Genomic DNA, 21,074 nt, shown 5'->3' with positions numbered 1-21,074 from the left:
GACGCGCGCGGGTCGGCCCGTACCCTCCCGGCATGACGCCGATCTCCTACCCGCCCAAGCCCTCCCCCGGCGATCGCATCGCCGTCGTCTCGCCCTCCTCGGGCCTGCCCGGGATCCTGCCGCTCCCCCACGAACTGGGCCTGGAGCGGCTGCGCGAGGAGTTCGGGCTCGAGCCGGTCGAGTATCCGACGACCCGGAAGATGGGCTCGACGCCCCGGGAGCGCGCCGACGACCTCCATGCCGCGTTCGCCGATCCGACCGTCAAGGCGGTCATGGCGTCGATCGGCGGCGACGACCAGATCACCGTACTGCCGCTGCTGGACCGGGAGTTGATCCGGGCGAACCCGAAGCCGTTCTTCGGGTTCAGCGACAACACCAACCTGCTCGCGTTCCTGCGCGCCACCGGGATCGTCGGCTTCCACGGGGCGGCGGTGATGACCGAACTGGGCCGGCCGGGCGCCCTGCACCCGCAGACCGCCGACTCGCTGCGCGCCGCGCTGTTCACCTCGGGCGCGTACGAACTGCGGCCCGCCGAGCGCTGGAACGACGTCAACCGCGACTGGGCCGACCCGGCCACCTTCGACGCGGAACCGCAGACCCGCCCCGGCACCGGCTGGACCTGGGAGAACGCCGACCGGGTGGTCGAGGGCCGCAGTTGGGGCGGCTGTCTGGAGATCGTCGGCTGGCTGCTGATGGCCGACCGCGAGATCGCGCACGACCTGAGCGAGTACGACGGTGACGTGCTGTTCCTGGAGACCTCGGAGGAACTGCCCGGCGCCGACGAGGTGTTCCGCACCCTGCGCAACATGGGCGAGCGCGGACTGCTGCAACGGTTCTCGGCGCTCCTGATGGGCCGCCCCAAGACCTGGTCCTTCGAGCACCCCAACAGCCCGGAGGAAGGCGCCCGTTACGCCGCCGGCCAGCGCGAGGCGGTCCTGCGGGCCATGCGTACGTACGCCCCCGACACCACGATCGTCCTCGACGTGGACCTCGGCCACACCGACCCCCAACTCGTCATCCCCTACGGCGGTCTCGTCCGCGTCGACGGCCCCGCCCGGCGCATCACGGTCACCTACTGACGCCCACCCCGCGCGCCCTCGCGCCCCCGTAACCCGCGATCACCGTGGGTAGTTGACGCGGCATGCACGATGTACGCACCGTAAGGGCTCCCTCCATGCTGCGGCTGGCGGCCGCCTCGCTCGCCGGGACCGCCATCGAGTTCTACGACTTCTTCGTCTACGGGACCGCCGCGGCGCTGGTCCTGGGCCCCCTGTTCTTCCCGACGTTCTCGCCGCTGGCGGGAACGCTGGCCGCCTTCGGGACGTTCGGCGTCGGCTTCGTCGCACGGCCGCTCGGTTCGGTGCTGTTCGGGCACATCGGGGACCGGCGCGGGCGCCGACCGGTCCTGGTCGCCTCGCTGTTGCTGACCGGCGGCGCCACGGTCGCGGTCGGCTGCGTACCGACGTACGACACGATCGGGGTGGCCGCGCCGGTGCTGCTCCTGGTGCTGCGGTTCGTGCAGGGCCTTGGGCTCGGCGGGGAGTGGGGCGGGGCCGTGCTGCTGACGGCCGAGCACGCGCCGGCCGAACGCCGGGGGCTGTGGTCGAGCTTCCCGCAGATCGGGCCCGCCCTGGGGTTCCTGCTCGCCAACGGTGTCGTGCTGGCCCTGTCGACGACGCTGTCCGACGCGCAGTTCGCGCAGTGGGGCTGGCGGGTGCCGTTCTGGGCGGCCGGGGTGCTGGCCGCGGTCGGGCTGTGGCTGCGGTCCTCGCTCGTCGAGAGCCCCGGTTTCCTGGAGATCGACGACCACGCGCGCGTGCCGCTCGTGGAGGTCGCGCGCGACCACTGGCGCCTGGTCCTGCTGACGGCCGGGGCGCTCGCCGTCGGCTACGCGATCTTCTACGCCGTCACGACCTGGTCCCTGGCGTACGGGACGGAGCGGCTCGGGGTGAGCCGCACCGTCATGCTGACCTGCATCATGGCCGCGGTGGTGGTGAAGGGCTCGCTCACCCCGGTGGCCGCGCTGCTGGGCGACCGCTACGGGCGTCGGCCGCTGTGCCTGGCCGGGTGCGCGGCCGCCGCGCTGTGGATGTTCCCGATGGTCGCGCTCCTCGCGACGGGGCAGCCGCTGCTGATGTTCGCCGGCTTCCTGGGCGCGCTGCTCGCGTTCGTGACGATGTTCGGGGTGATCGCCGCGTATCTGCCCGAGCTGTACGAGCCTCGGGTGCGCTGCACGGGAGCCGCCGTCGGCTACAACCTGGGCGGTGTGCTCGGGGGCGCGCTCACGCCGATCGCGGCGACGGCGCTGGCCGAGCAGGGCGGGCGGGTGCCGTGGGGGGTGGGCGCTTATCTGACGGGGATCGCGCTGCTGAGCCTGGGGTGCTTCGCGCTGCTGCCGGAGACGCGGCCGGTGCCGAAACTCGTGGCCGAACCGGTCATGGATTGATCGCCAGCTCCAAGTAGGCGGCGAACAGCACGAGATGGACCCCGCCCTGGAGTGGTGTGGCCCGGCCCGGCACCACGGTCAGCGAGCTCACCACCACGGTCAGGGCGAGCAGCACCATGTGCGTGGAGCCGAGGCCGAGGACGAGCGGGCCCGACAGCCAGATCGACGCCAGGGCGACGGCGGGGATGGTCAGGCCGATGCTGGCCATGGCCGAGCCGAGCGCGAGGTTCAGGCTGGTCTGCACCCGGTCGCGGCGGGCGGAGCGCAGCGCGGCGATGGTCTCGGGGAGCAGCACCAGCAGGGCGATGATCACGCCGACGACGGCGTGGTGCAGTCCGGCCTTCTCCACGCCCGACTCGATGGTCGGCGACACGCCCTTGGCCAGGCCGACCACCCCGATCAGGGCGAGCCCGAGCAGACCCAGGCTGATCCGGGCGGTGCGGGCCGAGGGGGCGTCGGCGTGGTCGTCGCCGGTGATGACCTCGCCCTGGCGGGTGATGGGGAGGAAGTAGTCGCGGTGCCGCACGGTCTGGGTCGCCACGAACAGGCCGTACAGGATCAGCGAGGAGACCGCGGCGAAGGTGAGCTGTACGCCCGAGAACTCCGGGCCGGGCTTGCTGGTGGTGAAGGTCGGCAGCACCAGGCTGAGGGTGGCCAGGGTGGCGACGGTCGCGAGCGCGGCGCCGGTGCCCTCGGGGTTGAAGACCGCGAGGCCGTGGCGGAGGGAGGCGACGAGGAGACAGACCCCGACGATGCCGTTGCAGGTGATCATGACGGCCGCGAAGACCGTGTCCCGGGCCAGGGTCGAGCTCTTGCCGCCGCCGTCCGCCATCAGGGTGACGATGAGGGCGACCTCGATGATCGTGACGGCGACGGCCAGCACGAGGGAGCCGAAGGGTTCGCCGACCCGGTGGGCGACGACCTCGGCGTGGTGCACGGCGGCGAGTACGGCCCCGGCGAGGACCAGCGTCACCAGCGCGACGACCGCTCCGGGCAGGTCCCGTCCCCAGGTGAAGGCCAGCAGGACGACCGCGAGCACCGGCACGAGGACGGTCCACCGGGTGGTGAGCGACCTGAGCCGAGTGATCATGCAGCGATCGTCGCAGAGGCTTTCGGGCCCCGCACTCCGGCGGTGCGGGGCCCGAAACACCTCACCCGGACCCGGAGCGCGTCACTTGAATTCGCTCATCTCCTCGACGTCGCAGTCGATGAAGGACGGCGGCCTGGTACACAGCGCGGCCATCTGCTGCGCGAACCTGGTCGTCTCGGGGTCGTCGCTGTTGGCCATGGCTTCCTCGTAGGAGTTGAACTCGATCACCACGAGGTAGTGGCCGGGCTGGTTGCGGTCCTTGAGCACGAGACGGTGGGTGGGACCGCCGGTGCGGTCCGCGAGTCGCTGGTCGGTCTCCTCGGCCAGCGCGCGCATCTCCTCGATGCGGTCGGTCTCGAAGTCGACGATCTGCACGAACTTCGTCGGTGCGTCCACGATGCCTCCACCCGGTGGTGCGTCCCCGGGCGGGAACGCTCATCACTCAACGAAGCATCGGGAGTGCCCCTCGGCAATTCGCCGAGGGGCACTCCCGATGGTGGTTGTTCCTACGTCCGTCGTGGTCAGGTCTGGATGCGATCCTTCGGAGCGCTTTCGCTCGCCTCCTGCGTCGCCTCGGCCGCCGCCTGCTTCTTGGAGGCCATGAGGCTGGTGATCGTGGTGACGACCAGGACTCCGCAGATCACGCCGAGGGAGACCGGGATGGAGATCTCCGGGACGTGCACGCCGGACTCGTGCAGTGCGTGCAGCACCAGCTTGACGCCGATGAAGCCGAGGATGACCGACAGGCCGTAGCTGAGGTGGACCAGCTTCCTGAGCAGGCCGCCGATGAGGAAGTACAGCTGCCGCAGACCCATCAGGGCGAACGCGTTCGCCGTGAACACGATGTACGGGTCCTGGGTCAGGCCGAAGATCGCGGGGATCGAGTCGAGCGCGAACAGGACGTCCGTGGTGCCGATCGCGAGCATCACGACCAGCATCGGGGTCATGACCCGCTTGCCGTTCTCCTGGATCCACAGCTTGGTGCCGTGGTACCGGTCGGCGACACCGAAGCGGCGCTCGGCGGCCTTGAGCAGCTTGTTCTCCTCGAACTCCTCGTCCTCCTCGTCGGCCCGTGCCTCCTGGATGAGCTTCCAGGCGGTCCAGATGAGGAAGGCGCCGAAGAGGTAGAAGACCCACGCGAAGCTGGCGAGGATGGCCGCGCCGGCCGCGATGAAGATGGCCCGCAGGACCAGGGCTATGAGGACGCCGACGAGCAGCACGCGCTGCTGGTACTGCGAGGGCACCGAGAACTTCGCCATGATCAGGACGAAGACGAAGAGGTTGTCGACGCTCAGCGACTTCTCGGTGATGAAGCCGGCGAAGAACTCGCCGGAGGGCTGGCCGCCGCCGAAGACCAGCAGGCCGAGGCCGAAGAGTCCGGCGAGGGCGATCCAGACGACCGTCCAGATGCCCGCTTCCTTGATAGAGACGTCGTGCGGCTTGCGGCCGATGAAGAAGTCGATGGCGATGAGGGCGGCTAGGCCCACGATGGTCAGGACCCAAAGGGTCGGGGAAACATCCACTGCGCCTCCGGCAGTACGTAACGGCAAATGTCAGCGTCGTCGCTGCCGGAGGTCTCTTCCACCCAAGTGTGGGCCGACGCCCCGGGATCTGGCCTGATCCGTATTGACGGGAACGCCGCAAGTGTCAGGGAGTACTCCCCTCCGTAGGAAGAACAGTACCCCAATCACCAAGAAAAGGTAAAGCGATTGGCAAAGAAAGGACAAGAGTGCTGGTCAGAGGCTTTTACCGTCCCTTGGTCCGGGCTTCGGCGACCCGGGCCAGCACCTGCTGGAGGATCTGGCTGCCGGGCGGGACCAGCGCCGGCTCGTACGTCCAGGCGTGTCCGACCCAGGGGTCGGCGAGATGGTCGTCGGGCACCGGGGTGAGTCGCAGCAGCGAACGCCACAGCGGGTCGAGCAAAGGCCCGTACGCGGCGGCCTCCTCCCGGTCCGCGACCATCATCAGATGGACGCCCACGGCCGGGCCCTCGTCGGCGAGGTAGCGCAGCTGGGTCACGGCCCGGTCGTCGAAGCCGTGCGGGAAGTCGTGGACGATCAGCAGCTGCTCGGCCGTGTCCAGGCCGGGCGGCAGGGCGTCGGCCATGCCGCCGCGCACCGCCATCTGCACCAGGTCGACGCGCTGGGTGAGTCGGGCCAGGACGTCCGCCACGCCGGCCGCGCCCAAGGCGGGCGGGGCCGCGAGCACGCCCGACTGCACCAGCGGCGCCAACGCCTGCACGCCGGAACCGGCCGGATCGATGACGTGCACGCCGAACTCGCCCGCCGGGTAGACCGCGAGCAGCCGGGCCGCCAGCGCCACCGCCGTGTCCAGCGCGAGACGGCGCAGTTCGTGGGAGTCGGCGAAGGAGTCGTCCGACAGTCCGGCCTGGCCGCTGTCGATCCACAGACCGCGCTCCAGCGGCAGCCGGACCAGCATCGGGATGCGCAGCAACTCGCTCTCGGGCAGGTGGAGATCGCCCAGGCGCAGGGCCATGGGGATCTCCATCGGCACCCGGTAGCCGTGCCACACCGGGTTGTCCCAGCGGGCGAAGGCCGGGGGCAGCGCGGGCTCCACGACGTCGGCCTCGGCCGCGAGCTGGCCGAGGTCCCGGTCCAGGGAGGCCCTGGCCTGGTCCACCAGCTGCGCGTGCTTGGCGCGGGCCGCCTCGCGCGCCGCGTCGCCCTGTCCGCCGATCCGGCTGCGCGAGTCGGAGAGGGTCTGGTCGAGCTCCTTCTCCATGCGGGACTCGGCGAAGTCGACGGCGCTGCGGTACGCGGCCGTGCTGCGGGCCAGGTCCTCGAACATGCCCCAGATCTGGTTGTAGAGCCGCTCGTCCATCGACCAGCCGTTCGCGTCGCCCGCGACGGGTTGCGCGGGCTGTCCGGGCCGGGCCGGCGGTGCGGTCGGCGGAGGCGTGGGCGGGGCGCCGGTCTGCCGTCGCGGGTGGCTGTAGTCGACCGGCCCGCCGGCCGTCGGAGTGGCGGGCTGGGTGACGGTCGAGGGATCCGCGGGCGCGGGTCCCGCGGGGTACCCGGGCTGCGCACCCGAAGCCGCGTACGGCGAGGTGGCGTGCGGGGGTACGGGCCCGGGGGCGCCCTGGGGCGTGGCGCCGGCCTGGGGTGTGGGCCCGGCCTGGTCCGGGCCGGGTGCCGGGGCGGCCGTCTGGCGCGTACGGTCGCCGTCCGCCATGCGCTGCGGGGGTGCCTGTACCGAGCGGGCCAGGCCCTGCGCCACCGCGTCGTTGATACCGCTCGCGAGCCGGTGGGCCTCGGGCAGGCCCTGGTCGGTGAGGAGTTCGGCGAGTCCGCCGGCGTAGCCCTGGCCGACGGCGCGCACCTTCCAGGCGCCCTGCCGGCGGTAGAGCTCCAGGGCGACGACGGCCGACTCGGCGTCCAGACCGGTGATGGTGTAGCTGGCGACCTCGGTGCCGTCGAGGCCGGTGACGGCGATGAAGGGGGCGGCGACGGCGCCGAACCGGACCGGGCCGCCGACCCCGACGGGCAGGGCGAGCAGCACACAGACGCGGTGCACCGCCTCCGGCACGGCGGCCAGGTCCACGGCGAGGCGATGCCCGGCCGCGGCCTGCTTGGAGACCTCCAGGCCCGGCAGGGTGGGTGCACCCGGGTGGGCCACCCATTCCACGCCGTGCACCTTGCCGTTCTCGTCGCCGAGAGTGGCCGAGGCCACGATGGGCGCGCCGGCCGAGACCCGGATCTCGAGTCGGGCCTGGGAGAGCGGGTGGTTCTGCCCCCGCACCAGCTCGGCCGTCATCGCCTTCGTCCCCCTGTGTCGCTGGTGTTGTCGCTGGTGTGCGTGTGCCGCTCGGTCGCCGACCTGCCTACAGGTGCGGCAGGATCGACGGCATCAGGTCCTGGAAGGTACGGCCGTTGGCCGGGGTGCCGATGGCCGTCAGCGTCCAGCCGGGGCCGGAACGGTGCACCTTCGCCATGATCTGGGCCGTGTACTGGCCGCCGCCGGCCAGCGTGTAGCGGGCCAACTCCTGGCCGTTGGTCTCGTCGACCAGGCGGCAGAACGCGTTCTGCACCTCCTGGAACGTCTGGCCCGTGAAGGAGTTCACGGTGAAGACGATCTGGTCGATGTGGACCGGGACGCGCGAGAGATCGACGAGGATCGCCTCGTCGTCGCCGCCCTGGCCGACCCCGCCGACCAGGTTGTCGCCGGTGTGACGCACCGAGCCGTCGTCGCTCACCAGGTGCCGGAAGAAGACGACGTCGACGGGCTGCTTGTCCGCGAACAGCACGGCGGAGGCGTCGAGGTCGATCTCCCGGGTGCGGGAGCCGAACAGGCCGCGCCGGGGAGCCGCCTGCCAGCCGAGACCCATGCGGACCGCGGTCAGGCTGCCGCCGTCGTTCTTCTGCAGACTGATGGCCTGACCCTTGGTCATGTTGACGGTCACGTGCCGATTCCCCTCTCGAACTGTCCCCTGTTGCCGCGGAGTCCGCGGTTGTCAGAACCCTACGCACGGCCACTGACAGTGCCGTACCCCGGTCCGCACTTTGTGTCGGTCTTGCAACACAGCGCGTTCGCATCCGGGATACGGCATGGTCAGGCCAGGCCCGCCTCCCGCATCTGCCGGAGTTCCTTCTTCATCTCGGACACCTCGTCGCGCAGCCGGGCCGCGATCTCGAACTGGAGGTCCGCGGCGGCTGCGCGCATCCGTGCCGTCATCTCCTCGATCTGGTCGGCGAGTTCGGCCGCGGGACGGTCGGTGGGAACCGTCTCCTTGCCCTTGCCCTTGGCGGTCTTTCCGCCGGCCGCCTTGCCGCCGAGGGAGGGCACGGGTGCCTTGGCGCCCTTGCCGTCCTTCCCCTTGCGGTAGCCCGAGCCGAGCAGCTGCTCGGTGTCGACGTCCTCGCGGGCGATCTGCGCCACGATGTCGTTGATCTTCTTGCGCAGCGGCTGGGGGTCCAGGCCCCGCTCCTCGTTGTACGCGACCTGCTTCTCCCGGCGGCGGTTGGTCTCCTCGATGGCCTTCTCCATCGCCGGGGTGATCTTGTCGGCGTACATGTGGACCTCGCCCGACACGTTGCGTGCCGCGCGGCCGATGGTCTGGATCAGGGAGGTGCCGGAGCGCAGGAAGCCCTCCTTGTCCGCGTCGAGGATCGCCACCAGGGACACCTCGGGCAGGTCGAGACCCTCACGCAGGAGGTTGATGCCGACCAGCACGTCGAACTCGCCGGAGCGCAGCTCGCGCAGCAGCTCCACGCGGCGCAGGGTGTCGACGTCGCTGTGCAGGTAGCGGACCTGGATGCCGAGCTCCAGGAAGTAGTCCGTGAGGTCCTCGGCCATCTTCTTGGTGAGGGTGGTGACCAGGACGCGCTCGTCCTTCTCGACGCGGCCACGGATCTCGTGCACCAGGTCGTCGATCTGGCCCTCGGTGGGCTTGACGACGACCTGGGGGTCGATGAGGCCGGTGGGGCGGATGATCTGCTCGACGACGCCGTCCGCGCGCGAGAGCTCGTACTTGCCCGGGGTCGCGGACAGGTAGACCGTCTGCCCGATGCGCTTCTGGAACTCCTCCCACTTCAGCGGGCGGTTGTCCAGGGCGGAGGGCAGGCGGAAGCCGTGGTCGACGAGGGTGCGCTTGCGGGAGGCGTCGCCCTCGTACATGGCACCGATCTGCGGGACGGTGTTGTGGGACTCGTCGATGACGAGCAGGAAGTCGTCCGGGAAGTAGTCGATCAGGGTGTTCGGCGGGGAGCCGGGCTCGCGGCCGTCGAAGTGCATCGAGTAGTTCTCGACGCCGGAGCAGGAGCCGATCTGGCGGAGCATCTCCAGGTCGTACGTCGTGCGCATGCGCAGGCGCTGGGCCTCCAGGAGCTTGCCCTGCTTCTCCAGCTCGGCCAGCCGCTCGCCGAGCTCCTTCTCGATGTCGTTGGCGGCCCGCTCCAGGCGCTCGGGTCCGGCGATGTAGTGGGAGGCCGGGAAGATGTAGAGGTGCTCGTCGTCGCTGATGATCTCGCCGGTGAGCGGGTGGAGCGTGGACAGGGCCTCGATCTCGTCGCCGAACATCTCGATGCGGACGGCCAGTTCCTCGTAGACCGGGAAGATCTCGATGGTGTCGCCGCGGACGCGGAAGGTGCCCCGGGTGAAGGCCAGGTCGTTGCGCGTGTACTGGATGTCCACGAAGCGGCGCAGCAGCTGGTCGCGGTCGATCTCGTCGCCGACCTTGAGGGGGACCATGCGGTCCACGTACTCCTGCGGAGTACCGAGGCCGTAGATGCAGGAGACCGAGGCGACCACGACGACGTCGCGGCGGGTGAGCAGCGAGTTGGTCGCGGAGTGGCGCAGGCGCTCGACCTCCTCGTTGATCGAGGAGTCCTTCTCGATGTAGGTGTCCGACTGGGGGACGTAGGCCTCGGGCTGGTAGTAGTCGTAGTACGAGACGAAGTACTCGACCGCGTTGTTCGGCAGCAGCTCGCGGAACTCGTTGGCCAGCTGGGCGGCCAGGGTCTTGTTCGGCGCCATGACGAGGGTGGGACGCTGGAGCTGCTCGATCATCCACGCGGTGGTGGCGGACTTGCCGGTGCCGGTCGCGCCGAGCAGGACTACGTCCCGCTCGCCGGCCTCGACGCGCTTGGCCAGCTCGGCGATGGCCGCCGGCTGGTCACCGCTGGGCTGGTAGGAGCTGACGACCTCGAAGGGCGCCACCGTGCGTTCGATGTGGGAAACGGGCCGCATGACACCAACCGTACGACCCGCCACTGACAACGCGGTCGGATCAGCGGTTCTGCGGGGTGCGTGAGCCGCGTTCGCTCGTGTGGCGGCGGACCCGCGGCGACGAGTGGTGACCCGAGTGGTGGATGTCGGGGTGGGGGTGGGCCGGGACGCCCGGCTTGTGCTCGACGGGGATCCAGGCGGGTTTCGCGACCATCAGCGGGTCGAAGAGCACGACCACGCCAGCGAGCAGCAGGAAGGCCAGCGGACCGACCAGCATGAGCGCGAGCAGGCCCGTGGTCGAGTCGCCGGCGGTGGGGTCGCTCGTGGTGTGCAGGTGGACGCTGAGGGCGGCCATGCCCAGGTAGTGCATGCCGGTGACGGCGAGCCCCATGACGAGACTGGCGCCCACGCTCCACAGGATGCCCTTGACCTGTCCGGCCGCCCAGAGCGCGGCGGTGGCGGCGGCCATCGCGACGACGACGGAGGCGGCGACGGTGAGGGTGTTGTACTGGAGGGTTCCGTCCAGGTGCATACCGGCCATGCCCAGGTAGTGCATGGAGGCGATGCCCAGACCGGTGATGGTGCCTCCGGTGAACAGGGCCGCTCCGGACGCGCCCTTGTAGCCGACTATGAAGATCCCGACGCCCACCATGACGACGGCGACGGCGAGGCTGGCGAACGTCATCGGCTTGTCGTAGTGGATCGGCGCCTGTTCGACCGTGAAGCCCATCATGGCGACGAAGTGCATGGTCCATATGCCGGAGCCGATGGCCGCCGAGCCGAGGGCGAGCCAGCCGGGGCGCCAGGAACCCGGGGCGATCATGGATCTGGTGGTGCAGCGAAGGCCCAGCGCCCCGCCCAGGCAGGCCATGAGATAGGCCACCAGCGGTGTGACGAGTCCGTACCTGAATCCGTCGACCGTGCCTTGCATGCGCGGCTGTCCTTCCCGCCCTCTTGTGTCGCTGAATCCCCGAAATGCGCCCCCTCCCAGGACCGCCCGAGCGGCCAGGGTTGACGCAGAGAGTATGACCCCCACCGGAATGGTCGAACGACTTTCCGGCAAAGAAACACGTCGTTGCCCCAGTTGTGCGGCCCTGGTGAGCGAGCTTGGACAACTCCATTCAATGTGTGGTCATTGTGCACCGCGCCGATCATCACCCTCTGCTGTCACAGTTGACCTGTCCGTGATCTCTCGACGCGAGGAGTACGCATGTACGCGCGCGTGGTCGCCGCCCTCACCGCCGCGTTCCTGGGGGCCGCCGCCCTGCTGCTGCCCACCTCCGACGCCCGTGCGGGCGCCGTGCGCGAGCCGCCCTCCGTCGTCGCCCACCGAGGTGCCTCCGCCCTCGCTCCGGAGAACACCCTGGCCGCCGTCGACGCGGCGGCCGGGCTGCGCGTCGACTGGGTCGAGAACGACGTCCAGCGCACGAAGGACGGCGAGCTCGTCGTGATCCACGACGACAGCCTGCGGCGCACGACCGACGTGGAGGAGGTCTTCCCCGGCCGCGCTCCGTGGAAGGTGAAGGACTTCACCGCGGCGGAGATCGCCCGCCTGGACGCGGGGAGCTGGTTCGCCCCCCGTTTCGCAGGGGTGCGCGTGCCCACCCTGGAGCAGTACATGCGCCGGGTGGAGGACAAGGACCGGAATCTGCTCCTGGAGATCAAGAATCCGGAGCTGTACCCGGGGATCGAGCAGCAGACCCTGAAACTGCTCGGGAACGAGGGCTGGCTCGATCAGCCCCATTTGGCGGGCCGGCTGATCGTGCAGAGCTTCGGCGCGGACAGCATCCGGACCGTCCACGACCTCGCACCCGGCGTCAGAACGGCCTTCCTCGGGACGCCGCCGGTGGCGGACCTTCCCGGGTACGCGGCCTTCACCGACGGGATCAACCCCTCGTACGCCTCGATCTCGGCCGATTACGTCTCCGTCGCCCACGCCTTCACCGGGCCGCACGGCAGACCGCTCACGGTCTTCGCCTGGACCGTCGACGACGCGGCGACCGCCCTGAAAGTGACCCACTACGGCGTCGACGGCGTCATCAGCAACAAGCCCGACGTGGTCCGCGAGGCACTGCGCGAGCGGTGAATCCGGCCCGCACCGGGGAGCCGGCGCCGGCCGGGTGTCCGCTCCCGAGGCGTTGTCAGTGGCGGGTCGTACGGTGGGCGCATGGACAGCCATGGGCAGTACGAGCAGCGGGTCGTGTGGGCGGTGGTCGGCAGCGGGATCGGTCCGCTGCTGCTGGCCGCGACCCGGGAGGGCCTGGTCAACGTGGTCTTCCACGCCACGGACGCGGTGCGGGACCAGGCGCTCGGCCGACTCGCGTCACGGCTCGGCAGCGAGCCCGTCGAGGACCCCGAATCACCGCTGCTGGCCGAGGCGATAACGCAGTTCGACGCGTACTTCGCGGGCGAGCGGCAGGACTTCGAGCTGCCGCTGGACTGGTCGCTGATCTCCGGCTTCAACCGCCAGGTGCTGCGCGAGCTGGCGTCCGGCGTCAAGTACGGGCACGTCGTCGGCTACGGGGACCTGGCCCGGCGGGTGGGGCAGCCGGGCGCGGCCCAGGCGGTGGGGACGGCGATGGGCTCCAACCCGCTGCCGATCGTCGTGGCCTGCCACCGGGTCGTGGAGAGCGACGGCGGCATCGGGGGCTTCGGGGGCGGCCTGGAGACCAAGCGCCAACTGCTCGCGCTGGAGGGCGTCCTGCCCCAGCCGCTGTTCTGAGACCGGTGCTCCGAGATCGGCGCTCCGAGATCTCTCCTCCGGGATCTCTGCTCTCGAAGCACTGCTTCGAGACGACGGCGAGACGGGCCCCGCGAAGGGTGGCCGGAAGCCGGAGGCGGTAGCAGACTCCGCCGTGCGTACAGCCACAGGCATCCGCAAATCGGAGCCGAAGGGACGGCGATCACGCATGAGCGGAAACAGGGCAGTCGCATATCTCAAGCCGGGCGCGGTGGAAGTCAGGACCATCGACTACCCGACGCTTGAACTCCAGGACGGGCCCGGGGTCGCACCCGACAACGTCGGCCGCAAGTGCCGGCACGGTGTGATCCTCAAGGTGCTCGCCAGCAACATCTGCGGAAGCGACCAGCACATGGTGCGCGGGCGGACGACCGCACCCGAAGGGCTGGTCCTCGGACACGAGATCACCGGAGAGGTCGTCGAACGGGGTCCGGACGTCGAGTTCATCGACGTCGGCGACATCGTCTCCGTACCGTTCAACATCGCCTGCGGCCGCTGCCGCAACTGCAAGGAGGGCAAGACCGGCATCTGCCTGAACGTCAACCCGGCCCGCCCCGGGGCGGCTTACGGGTACGTCGACATGGGCGGCTGGGTCGGCGGCCAGGCCGAGTACGCCATGATCCCGTACGCGGACTTCAACCTGCTGAGGTTCCCGGACCGGGACGAGGCGCGCGAGAAGCTGCTCGACCTCACCATGCTGTCGGACATCTTCCCGACCGGCTTCCACGGTGTGGTGTCCTCGGGCGCCGGCGTGGGCTCGACGGTGTACGTCGCCGGGGCCGGCCCTGTGGGTCTGGCGGCGGCCGCGTCGGCGCAGCTGCTCGGCGCCGCCGTCGTCATCGTGGGCGACCTCAACGCCGAACGCCTCGCCCAGGCGCGGAGTTTCGGCTGTGAGACCGTCGATGTCGCGCAGGGCTCCATCGAGGAACAGATCGCGCAGATCCTCGGAGAGCCCGAGGTGGACGCCGCGGTCGACGCGGTCGGCTTCGAGGCCCGGGCCCACGGTCCGGACGCCCCGGAGGCGCCGGCGACGGTGCTGAACTCGCTGATGGGCATCACGCGCGCGGGCGGTGCGCTGGGCATCCCCGGGCTCTACGTCACCGACGACCCCGGCGGGGTCGACGAGGACGCCAAGTCCGGGACGCTGAAGGTGCGGCTCGGCCTCGGCTGGGCCAAGAGCCACCAGTTCACCACCGGTCAGTGCCCGGTGATGAAGTACCACCGGGGTCTGATGCAGGCGATCCGGCACGGGCGCGTGCACATCGCCAAGGCGGTCAACGCGACCGTCGTCGGTCTGGACGACGCGCCGCGCGGCTACGCCGAGTTCGACCAGGGCGCCAGCCGCAAGTACGTGCTCGATCCGCACGGGGCACTGAGGGGCGTACGGCCCGTCTGAGTCCGTGAACCCGTGAGTCCGTGAACACTGAGGGTGCCCATGCGCCACGCGCGCGTGGGCACCCTTTTCAGTGCCGCTGCCTGAGGCTGTTGTCCGTTGCCGCCGCTAGTCGTAGTGCCGGGCTTCGAAGACGTTCCCGTCCGGGTCGCGGAAGTAGAAGCTGTGGGTGGCGTTCCCGCGGGCGCCGAAGGAGTCGTAGGAGATCTTCGAGACAGGGACGGCGCGTTCCTCCAGGCGGCCGCGGAGGGTGTCGAAGTGCTCGGCGGGCAGGGCCAGGCAGACGTGGTTCACGGGGTGGCCCGAGCTGTCGGCGGCGCCGGGGAGCATCTTCATGCGCTCCGCCATGGAGTGGGGCATGAGGTCGATGATGGTCTCGTCGTTGAGCCGTACGGAGGGGAACGGGATGCTGCCCTCGGTGAACTCGGTGAGCCGCACGGGGTGCAGGCCGACCGCCTTGTCGTAGAAGTCGGCCGAGGCGACCGGGTCGGTCACCCACAGGACCACGTGGTCGAGACGTGTCGTGTTGTCCGTCATGCCCCTCAGGCTGGTGTCGTCCCCCACAGGCCGCAAGTGTTTGACCGGCTCCGTCGCCTGCCAGAGATGAGGGAAGAACCGATGACAGGAGTGAGGCGCGTGGTGCTGGTGGTGTCCGAAGAAGTGCGGGAGGCGATCGACGCGCGTCGACCCGTGGTGGCCCTGGAGTCCACGATCATCGCGCACGGGCTGCCGCGCCCGCGCAATCTGCAGGTGGCGCTGGAACTGGAGGACGTCGTACGGCGGGAGGGCGCCGTTCCCGCGACGATCGCCGTGCTCGACGGACAGCCCCGGGTCGGGCTCGACAAGGAGCAGTTGGAGCGGGTCGCCAACGAGGACGGGATCCGCAAGCTGGGCCATCGGGACCTGCCGCTCGCGGTGGCGTCCGGGGCGAGCGGCGCGACCACCGTGTCGGCGACGGCGCTGCTGGCGTCCCTCGCGGGCGTGCGGGTGTTCGCGACGGGCGGTCTCGGCGGTGTGCACCGGGAGTGGACGGTGACGCAGGACGAGTCCGCCGACCTGGGGCTGCTGGCGCGGACGCGGATCACGGTGGTGTGCGCCGGCGTGAAGTCGATCCTGGACGTGCCGGCGACCCTGCAACGGCTGGAGACGCTGGGCGTCGCGGTGGCCGGGTACGGCACGGATCGCTTCCCCGGCTTCTACCTGTCGGACTCGGGGCATCCCGTGGACTGGACGCTGGACAGCCCCGAGGAGGTCGCGGCGGTCATGCGGGCGCAGGACGCGCTCGACGGACCCGAGTCGGCACTGATCGTCGCCAACCCCGTGCCCGAGGAGGAGCAGCTCGATCCCGAACTGCACGCGCGTGTGCTCGCCGACGCGCTGCACGCGTGCGAGGCGGAGGGCGTCACCGGCCAGGCCGTCACTCCGTTCCTGCTCGGCTACCTGGTCGAGCACACGGACGGGGCCTCGCTGACCGCGAACCTGGCGGCGGTGCGCGGAAACGTACGGCTGGCGGCGCGGATCGCGGCGGCCCGGGCCGCGGCGTGACCACGGCACCCGGCGGGGCGCTGCTGGTGGTCGGGGACGTCATCACGGACGTCGTCGCCCGGCACCGGGGGCCGCTCGCCGCGGGAACGGACACGGCGGCCGCGATCCGGACGGTGCCGGGCGGCGCGGGCGCCAACGTGGCCTGCTGGGCGGCGCATTGGGGCTGCCCCGAGGTGCGGCTGCTCGGGCGGGTGGGCACGGACGCGGCGTCCTGGCACGAGCGGGAACTGACCGCGTGCGGGGTACGGCCCCTGCTCGTCGTCGACGAGGAGGCGCCGACCGGGACGGTGATCTGCCTGGTCGACACGGATGCCTCGGCCGAGCGGACGTTCCTCACCGACAGCGGCGCCGCCCTGCGCTTCGATCCCGGCGACTGGTCGGACGCGCTCCTCGACGGCGTGGCCCGACTGCACTTGTCGGGCTACCTGTTGTTCTCCGAGCCGAGCCGCGCCCTGGTCGTGACGGCCCTGGAGTCGGCACGCGCGCGTGGTGTGCCGGTGAGCCTGGATCCCGCATCGGCGGGTTTCCTCGTGGAGCTGGGCGTCGACCGTTTCCTCGAACTCGTCGCTGGGGTGGACGTCCTGCTGCCCAGCCGTGACGAGGCCTGCCTGCTCACGGGGTTGCCCGATCCGGCCGACGCGGCGGCGAAACTGAGCCGGTACGCCCCGCTGGTGATCGCCAAGCAGGGCGCGGAGGGCGCGTTGGTCGCCCGCTCCGGAGCGGTGCGCGCCCAGGTCCCCGCGACGCCGGCCACACCCCGGGACACCACGGGGGCGGGAGACGCCTTCACCGGCGCCTTCCTCGCCACGCTGCTCACGGGCGCCGAGCCCGAGGACGCGGCGCGCGAGGGGTGCCGGGCGGGGGCGCTGGCGGTCGAGCGCGTGGGCGGGCGACCGCCGGGGCGGGAGAGGGCAAGCGGGTGAGGTGGGGGCCGGCGGAGCTGAGGAGCCGGGCGGGGGCCGGCGAGGCCAGGGCTGGCGGAGCTGAGGCGGCGCGGTCGAGACTGGCGGAGCCGAGGCAGCGCGGTCAAGACAGGCGAAGCCAAGGCAGGGCAGCCGGGACTGACGAGGCCCAGGCAGTGCGGCCAGGACCGGCGGAGCCCAGGCGGTGAGGGTGCGGGCGGATCCCCCGACCGCCCAACTCCCCTCCCCTTCCTACGCCTTGCGCCCCCACGCCGAGATCATCGGGGCCGTGGCCAGGTCCATGTCGCCGACCGCGACATTGGCGAGGTGGCGGTCGATGTCCTCGTCGGTGGCGATGCCGGCGGTGACGAGTTGCTCGCGGATCTGGCGGACCGTCGCGGATTCCAGGGCCGTACAGGCCGGTGAGGTGAGCGGGAAGTAGGCGTCGGCCTCGACGCGGCGCAGTCCGGCCTCGCGGAGCAGCCGCGGGAGTGTGCGGCCGTAGGAGAGGTCGGCGCCCCGCTCGGCGAGGAGTTCGCGGAAGCCCTGCCGCAGCCGATTGGCGAGCTGTTCCTCGGGACCGTGCTCGTCGGGGCTGGTCAGGGGCTGGAGGGCGGGGTCGGCGTCCTCGATCAGGAGGTGTCCGCCGGGGCGCAGGGCCTTGATCATCGAGTGCAACGCCCGTTCCCGGTCCGGCACATGGACCAGGACGAGCCTGGCGTGCACCAGGTCGAAGCCCTCCCCCGGGGGTTCCTCGGCGCCGACGTCGTGGACGCGGACCGCCACCGGCGGACGGGCGGCCGGGGTCAGCCGGGAGGTGTCGATGTCGGTCGCGACGACCTTGCCGGTGGGGCCGACCTTCTTCGCCAGCCAGGACACCACGGAGGTGCCGCCGGCACCGACCTCCCAGCAGCGCCAGCCGGGTCCGATGCCGAACCGCTCGAGGTGGCGGAAGGTCGTGGGGTCGAAGAGGGTGGCGAAGGCGTCGAAGCGCTCCTGGGCCTCGGACTGCCGGTTGGTGAGGAGATACCCCTCGGTTCGCGTCATGCCGCGATCATCCCAGTTGCCCGGCTCGCCGGAAGCGGACGACGCGTGCAAACCCTTCGTCCACAGGCGGGAACAAAGCGGAACATTCTGTTTCCACAGGCTTACCCGCCGCTCACGCCGACCTGGCAAACTGGCCGACCAAGGCGGAGGAACACGGCGCGGGCCGTTGTTCCGTGCGTCAGTTCCGGGGAGATCCACGCAAGGAGATCCAAATGTCCATGGCAGGGAATCTGCGGAAGGTCACGAGCCTCGGCAGGGTCGGTGGTCTCCGCAAGGTGGCACGGCTGGCCAGGCGGCGCCCCCGCGTCGACCTGAGCCACCATGCCCGGTCTCCGCTGGGCTCCTCCGTGGTGAACTGCGTGACCTACCGGGACGGCGAGCGGGTGCCCGGCGGCAGCGATCTGGTCGACACGGTGCAGCAGGTGCGCAAGCACCGCGACGGATTCGTGTGGCTCGGGCTGCACGAGCCGACGGACCGGGAGTTCGCCGGTATCGCCGAGCTCTTCGACCTGCACCCGCTGGCCGTCGAGGACGCGGTCGAGGCCCATCAGCGCCCGAAGCTGGAGCGCTACGGCGAGACGCTGTTCGCGGTGTTCAAGACGGTCTGTTACGTCGAGCACGAGAAGCTGACGGCGACGAGCGAGGTGGTGGACACCGGCGAGATCATGGTCTTCGTCGGCGAGGACTTCGTGATCACCGTGCGGCACGGCCGGCACGGCTCGCTGGGCCCGCTGCGCGAGGAGCTGGAGTCCAGCCCGCAGCAGCTCGCCAAGGGCCCGGCGGCGGTGCTGCACGCGATCGCGGACCACGTGGTCGACGACTATCTGAGCGTCACGGACTCGGTCCAGGCGGACATCGACCAGGTCGAGACGGACGTGTTCGCGGAGAACGGCGCACGGGCCGACCCCGGGCGGATCTACCAGATGAAGCGTGAACTGCTGGAGCTGAAGCGGGCGGTGGTGCCGCTCGCCCGTCCGATCGAGGATCTCGCCACCCGGCCGATCCGGGTGGTCGACCCGGAGATACAGGCCTACTTCAGGGACGTCTTCGACCACCTCATGCGGGCGAAGGAGCAGATCGCCTCCTTCGACGAGCTGCTCAACTCGATCCTCCAGGCCCACCTCGCGCAGGTCACGGTCGCGCAGAACGAGGACATGCGCAAGATCACCGCCTGGGCCGCGGTGATCGCGGTCCCGACGATGGTCTGCGGGGTGTACGGCATGAACTTCGACCACATGCCGGAGCTGCACTGGAGGTTCGGATACCCCCTGGTCATAGGCGTGATATCCGTGTCGTGCCTGGTGCTGTACCGCGGCTTCCGGCGCAACGGCTGGCTCTGAGGCGCGCGGTCACCGCGGGAACAGCGGGGACGGACAGCGAGGGACAGCGGGGACGGTCGACGGAGAGGGTCGGCGGGCACCGTCAGCGGTACCCGCCGGCGGCCACGGTCCGGTCAGCGGGGACCGGTCCTGGCGTAGACGCTCTCCGCCCAGGAGGCGATCTGCTCCTCCGTCAGATGCTGGGCGAGGTCGGCCTCGCTGATCATGCCGACCAGACGCTTGTTCTCGATGACGGGGAGCCGGCGGATCTGGTGGCTCTGCATCTCCTCGAGCACGTCGCCCACGTCGGCGCCCGAGTCGATCCAGCGGGGGGTGCCCTGGGCCATCTCACCGGCGGTGATCTTGGCCGGGTCGTGGCCCATGGCCACACAGCCGACGACGATGTCCCGGTCGGTGAGGATGCCGCAGAGCCGTTCGTTCGCGTCGCTGATGGGCAGGGCTCCGACGTTCAGCTCACGCATCAGCTGGGCCGCGCGGTCCAGCGTCTCGTGGGCGGGGATCCACTGGGCGCCCCGGTGCATGATGTCTCCGGCGGTGGTCATGGAGTACCTCCTGATGCCGGGCGGCCGGCGCGGCGCGGGGAGCACCGCTGGTCCCGGCGCCCTACATTCTCGCCGCGCGGCGGGACGGACGCACCCGGAACCGGGCGGTAACGGCGGGGCCGAACCGGGCGGGCGTGCGGTCAGGCGCGCGGGCGGGCGCACGGTGGCGCTCAGGCCGAGAAGCCCACGATCTTCCGCGGGACGATGCGGATGATCACGCGGACCTCGTCGTCCTTCTCGCCGGGCGGGTCGATACCGAGGTACTTGTGCGAGAGCTCGTAGGGGAGGCGCTTGTCCGGGTCCGGGAGGATCTCGGCGGTGCCGCGGATCTCGACCGAGGTGTAGGGGTCGGCGAGGTCGAAGACCGAGAGGCTGACACGGGGGTCGCGGCGGAGGTTGCGCACCTTCTGACGCCCGTCGGTGGAGGAGAAGAGGACGGTGTCGCCCTCGCGCTTGATCCAGACCACGGAGTTCTGCGGGGCGCCGTCGGGGCCGAGGGTGGCGACACCGGCGAAGTTCTTGCCGTCGAGGAGGGCGCGGACCGGTTCGTTGAAGGAGATCGTCATGGCGTCAGGGTAATTACATGCACGTGCATTGAAAAGCGATTAGAGCGATCATCCGCTCAAAGACTCAACAATTCGCCGACTCATCGACTCACCCACTCCATGCCGGATGGCGTGGGTCGTCGGCGCGGACCAGGACGTCGGCGGTGGTGGCGGGGTCGGTCTCGTCGGTGTAGCGGTCGTAGGCGGGGAGGGTCCAGTGGTCGGCTTCGGGGGTGCGGCGGCGCAGGGCGCCGGGGGTGAGGAGGACGTGGACGGTCAGGTCGAAGGGGAACCAGTGGCGCAGCAGGAGGGGGCCGTGGAGCAACAGGAAGCCGCCGGGCGGGAGTTGGACGTGGGGGCTGCGGGTGGCGCGGTCGGTGACCGGGTCCCAGAGGTCGGGCAGGACGCGTCCGTCACCGCCGGGTTCGAGGGGGCCGAAGACCTCGCGCCACAGGGCGCCGGTGTCGAACCAGCCGTCGTAGTAGGCGTCCACGTCGTGACGGCCGTACTCCAGGCGCAGCGAGGCCGGACGCAGGAAGCCCTCCGTGCCGACGGTCAGCGAGGGGCGGCCGTGGATGCGCAGCGCCTGTCCCACGCGTGCGGCGAGTTCTCCCGGCCGGGCCGCCGGGGCGCCGTCGAAGGCGATACGCGGCCAGGGGCTGCCGTCGGCCGGCTTCAGGTCGAGCAGGCGCTCGGCGAGGAGGTCGCCGAGCCGGTCCCAGGTGATCGCTTCGAGTCGCACACGGCCCATGATGCGCCAGTCGCCGGGTGGGGTGCGCTGCCCCACGGCCGGAGTCCGG

20 protein-coding genes are annotated in these 21,074 nt (G+C 70.8%); 8 read left to right on the top strand and 12 right to left on the bottom strand.

Translation table 11 applies throughout. The features are described 5' to 3' along the window. Window positions 1-32: 32 nt before the first annotated feature. Both ACWD5F_RS26500 and ACWD5F_RS26495 read left to right on the top strand, forming a co-directional pair. Complete coding sequence (locus ACWD5F_RS26500) at window positions 33-1,079, top strand: S66 family peptidase (RefSeq protein ID WP_451257939.1); 1,047 nt, start codon at window positions 33-35, stop codon at window positions 1,077-1,079. Window positions 1,080-1,141: 62 nt separating this feature from the next. Beyond that, complete coding sequence (locus tag ACWD5F_RS26495; protein ID WP_401727210.1) at window positions 1,142-2,446, top strand: MFS transporter; 1,305 nt, start codon at window positions 1,142-1,144, stop codon at window positions 2,444-2,446. Here the strand turns inward: ACWD5F_RS26495 and ACWD5F_RS26490 are convergent. From ACWD5F_RS26490 to ACWD5F_RS26460, 7 genes are all read right to left on the bottom strand, one after another. Beyond that, window positions 2,436-3,536 carry a calcium:proton antiporter gene (locus tag ACWD5F_RS26490; RefSeq protein WP_401727211.1) on the bottom strand — a complete coding sequence of 367 codons (1,101 nt, stop codon included), beginning with the start codon at window positions 3,534-3,536 and terminating at the stop codon, window positions 2,436-2,438. The two genes, ACWD5F_RS26495 and ACWD5F_RS26490, sit on opposite strands and share 11 nt — an antisense overlap. 81 nt (window positions 3,537-3,617) lie before the next feature. Next, the gene (locus ACWD5F_RS26485) at window positions 3,618-3,932 is read right to left on the bottom strand and encodes a hypothetical protein (RefSeq protein ID WP_401727212.1); all 315 of its coding nucleotides are present in this window, start codon (window positions 3,930-3,932) and stop codon (window positions 3,618-3,620) included. A gap of 125 nt (window positions 3,933-4,057) precedes the next feature. After that, a complete protein-coding gene (locus tag ACWD5F_RS26480; RefSeq protein ID WP_451257936.1) occupies window positions 4,058-5,059 on the bottom strand; it encodes a TerC/Alx family metal homeostasis membrane protein in 1,002 nt (333 codons plus the stop codon). A gap of 223 nt (window positions 5,060-5,282) precedes the next feature. Next, window positions 5,283-7,310, bottom strand: a complete 2,028-nt coding sequence (locus tag ACWD5F_RS26475; protein WP_451257934.1) for a TerD family protein — start codon at window positions 7,308-7,310, stop codon at window positions 5,283-5,285. A 67-nt stretch (window positions 7,311-7,377) separates the two neighbouring features. After that, window positions 7,378-7,956, bottom strand: coding sequence for a TerD family protein (locus tag ACWD5F_RS26470; protein WP_124004425.1), 579 nt, complete (start codon window positions 7,954-7,956; stop codon window positions 7,378-7,380). A gap of 149 nt (window positions 7,957-8,105) precedes the next feature. Further along, window positions 8,106-10,241 carry an excinuclease ABC subunit UvrB gene (gene uvrB, locus ACWD5F_RS26465; protein WP_451257932.1) on the bottom strand — a complete coding sequence of 712 codons (2,136 nt, stop codon included), beginning with the start codon at window positions 10,239-10,241 and terminating at the stop codon, window positions 8,106-8,108. A 40-nt stretch (window positions 10,242-10,281) separates the two neighbouring features. Next, window positions 10,282-11,151: an MHYT domain-containing protein gene (locus ACWD5F_RS26460; protein ID WP_451257930.1), complete on the bottom strand. Its 870-nt coding sequence runs from the start codon at window positions 11,149-11,151 to the stop codon at window positions 10,282-10,284. Window positions 11,152-11,430: 279 nt separating this feature from the next. Here ACWD5F_RS26460 and ACWD5F_RS26455 point away from each other — a divergent pair, with 279 nt between their 5' ends. From ACWD5F_RS26455 to fdhA, 3 genes are all read left to right on the top strand, one after another. Then, window positions 11,431-12,306 (top strand): glycerophosphodiester phosphodiesterase, encoded by an 876-nt coding sequence (locus ACWD5F_RS26455; protein ID WP_451257928.1) that lies wholly within the window; start codon window positions 11,431-11,433, stop codon window positions 12,304-12,306. Between the two features lie 81 nt (window positions 12,307-12,387). Next, complete coding sequence (locus ACWD5F_RS26450; protein WP_451257926.1) at window positions 12,388-12,942, top strand: methylated-DNA--[protein]-cysteine S-methyltransferase; 555 nt, start codon at window positions 12,388-12,390, stop codon at window positions 12,940-12,942. Window positions 12,943-13,129: 187 nt separating this feature from the next. Beyond that, the gene (gene fdhA, locus ACWD5F_RS26445; protein ID WP_401727219.1) at window positions 13,130-14,356 is read left to right on the top strand and encodes a formaldehyde dehydrogenase, glutathione-independent; all 1,227 of its coding nucleotides are present in this window, start codon (window positions 13,130-13,132) and stop codon (window positions 14,354-14,356) included. A gap of 105 nt (window positions 14,357-14,461) precedes the next feature. Here fdhA and ACWD5F_RS26440 read toward each other — a convergent pair whose 3' ends face one another. Continuing rightward, a complete protein-coding gene (locus tag ACWD5F_RS26440; RefSeq protein ID WP_451257924.1) occupies window positions 14,462-14,890 on the bottom strand; it encodes a VOC family protein in 429 nt (142 codons plus the stop codon). A 99-nt stretch (window positions 14,891-14,989) separates the two neighbouring features. Here ACWD5F_RS26440 and ACWD5F_RS26435 point away from each other — a divergent pair, with 99 nt between their 5' ends. Together ACWD5F_RS26435 and ACWD5F_RS26430 are read left to right on the top strand one after the other, a co-directional pair. Then, window positions 14,990-15,898, top strand: a complete 909-nt coding sequence (locus ACWD5F_RS26435; protein ID WP_451258282.1) for a pseudouridine-5'-phosphate glycosidase — start codon at window positions 14,990-14,992, stop codon at window positions 15,896-15,898. Further along, window positions 15,895-16,821 carry a carbohydrate kinase family protein gene (locus tag ACWD5F_RS26430; RefSeq protein ID WP_451257922.1) on the top strand — a complete coding sequence of 309 codons (927 nt, stop codon included), beginning with the start codon at window positions 15,895-15,897 and terminating at the stop codon, window positions 16,819-16,821. The genes ACWD5F_RS26435 and ACWD5F_RS26430 overlap by 4 nt, the downstream gene beginning before the upstream one ends. A gap of 231 nt (window positions 16,822-17,052) precedes the next feature. On the opposite strand, the gene ACWD5F_RS26425 is transcribed toward ACWD5F_RS26430, so the two are convergent. Continuing rightward, a complete protein-coding gene (locus tag ACWD5F_RS26425) occupies window positions 17,053-17,847 on the bottom strand; it encodes a methyltransferase domain-containing protein (RefSeq protein ID WP_451257920.1) in 795 nt (264 codons plus the stop codon). A gap of 212 nt (window positions 17,848-18,059) precedes the next feature. Here ACWD5F_RS26425 and ACWD5F_RS26420 point away from each other — a divergent pair, with 212 nt between their 5' ends. Continuing rightward, window positions 18,060-19,187 carry a magnesium and cobalt transport protein CorA gene (locus ACWD5F_RS26420; RefSeq protein ID WP_401727224.1) on the top strand — a complete coding sequence of 376 codons (1,128 nt, stop codon included), beginning with the start codon at window positions 18,060-18,062 and terminating at the stop codon, window positions 19,185-19,187. Between the two features lie 113 nt (window positions 19,188-19,300). Here the strand turns inward: ACWD5F_RS26420 and ACWD5F_RS26415 are convergent, their stop codons facing one another. The 3 genes from ACWD5F_RS26415 to ACWD5F_RS26405 form a co-directional block, all read right to left on the bottom strand. Beyond that, window positions 19,301-19,729, bottom strand: a complete 429-nt coding sequence (locus tag ACWD5F_RS26415) for a CBS domain-containing protein (protein WP_124004415.1) — start codon at window positions 19,727-19,729, stop codon at window positions 19,301-19,303. A gap of 170 nt (window positions 19,730-19,899) precedes the next feature. Further along, on the bottom strand, window positions 19,900-20,295 hold the full coding sequence (locus ACWD5F_RS26410; protein ID WP_451257918.1) for a PPOX class F420-dependent oxidoreductase: 396 nt from the start codon (window positions 20,293-20,295) through the stop codon (window positions 19,900-19,902). Window positions 20,296-20,383: 88 nt separating this feature from the next. Continuing rightward, window positions 20,384-21,025 (bottom strand): nucleoside/nucleotide kinase family protein, encoded by a 642-nt coding sequence (locus ACWD5F_RS26405; protein ID WP_401727435.1) that lies wholly within the window; start codon window positions 21,023-21,025, stop codon window positions 20,384-20,386. Window positions 21,026-21,074 lie beyond the last annotated feature (49 nt).

This window comes from Streptomyces sp. NPDC002499, assembly GCF_053595415.1.
The sequence above is the reverse complement of the archived record's forward strand: the minus strand, read 5'-3'. Positions and strand labels throughout refer to the sequence as shown.

What these genes read in the sequence shown, in the direction of transcription:
- ACWD5F_RS26500 (WP_451257939.1), top strand. Translation starts at nt 33, where the DNA reads ATGACGCCGATCTCCTACCCGCCCAAGCCCTCCCCCGGCGATCGCATC.
- ACWD5F_RS26495 (WP_401727210.1), top strand. Translation starts at nt 1,142, where the DNA reads ATGCACGATGTACGCACCGTAAGGGCTCCCTCCATGCTGCGGCTGGCG.
- ACWD5F_RS26490 (WP_401727211.1), bottom strand. Translation starts at nt 3,536, where the DNA reads ATGATCACTCGGCTCAGGTCGCTCACCACCCGGTGGACCGTCCTCGTG.
- ACWD5F_RS26475 (WP_451257934.1), bottom strand. Translation starts at nt 7,310, where the DNA reads ATGACGGCCGAGCTGGTGCGGGGGCAGAACCACCCGCTCTCCCAGGCC.
- uvrB (WP_451257932.1), bottom strand. Translation starts at nt 10,241, where the DNA reads ATGCGGCCCGTTTCCCACATCGAACGCACGGTGGCGCCCTTCGAGGTC.
- ACWD5F_RS26460 (WP_451257930.1), bottom strand. Translation starts at nt 11,151, where the DNA reads ATGCAAGGCACGGTCGACGGATTCAGGTACGGACTCGTCACACCGCTG.
- ACWD5F_RS26455 (WP_451257928.1), top strand. Translation starts at nt 11,431, where the DNA reads ATGTACGCGCGCGTGGTCGCCGCCCTCACCGCCGCGTTCCTGGGGGCC.
- ACWD5F_RS26450 (WP_451257926.1), top strand. Translation starts at nt 12,388, where the DNA reads ATGGACAGCCATGGGCAGTACGAGCAGCGGGTCGTGTGGGCGGTGGTC.
- fdhA (WP_401727219.1), top strand. Translation starts at nt 13,130, where the DNA reads ATGAGCGGAAACAGGGCAGTCGCATATCTCAAGCCGGGCGCGGTGGAA.
- ACWD5F_RS26440 (WP_451257924.1), bottom strand. Translation starts at nt 14,890, where the DNA reads ATGACGGACAACACGACACGTCTCGACCACGTGGTCCTGTGGGTGACC.
- ACWD5F_RS26425 (WP_451257920.1), bottom strand. Translation starts at nt 17,847, where the DNA reads ATGACGCGAACCGAGGGGTATCTCCTCACCAACCGGCAGTCCGAGGCC.
- ACWD5F_RS26420 (WP_401727224.1), top strand. Translation starts at nt 18,060, where the DNA reads ATGTCCATGGCAGGGAATCTGCGGAAGGTCACGAGCCTCGGCAGGGTC.
- ACWD5F_RS26415 (WP_124004415.1), bottom strand. Translation starts at nt 19,729, where the DNA reads ATGACCACCGCCGGAGACATCATGCACCGGGGCGCCCAGTGGATCCCC.
- ACWD5F_RS26410 (WP_451257918.1), bottom strand. Translation starts at nt 20,295, where the DNA reads ATGACGATCTCCTTCAACGAACCGGTCCGCGCCCTCCTCGACGGCAAG.
- ACWD5F_RS26405 (WP_401727435.1), bottom strand. Translation starts at nt 21,025, where the DNA reads ATGGGCCGTGTGCGACTCGAAGCGATCACCTGGGACCGGCTCGGCGAC.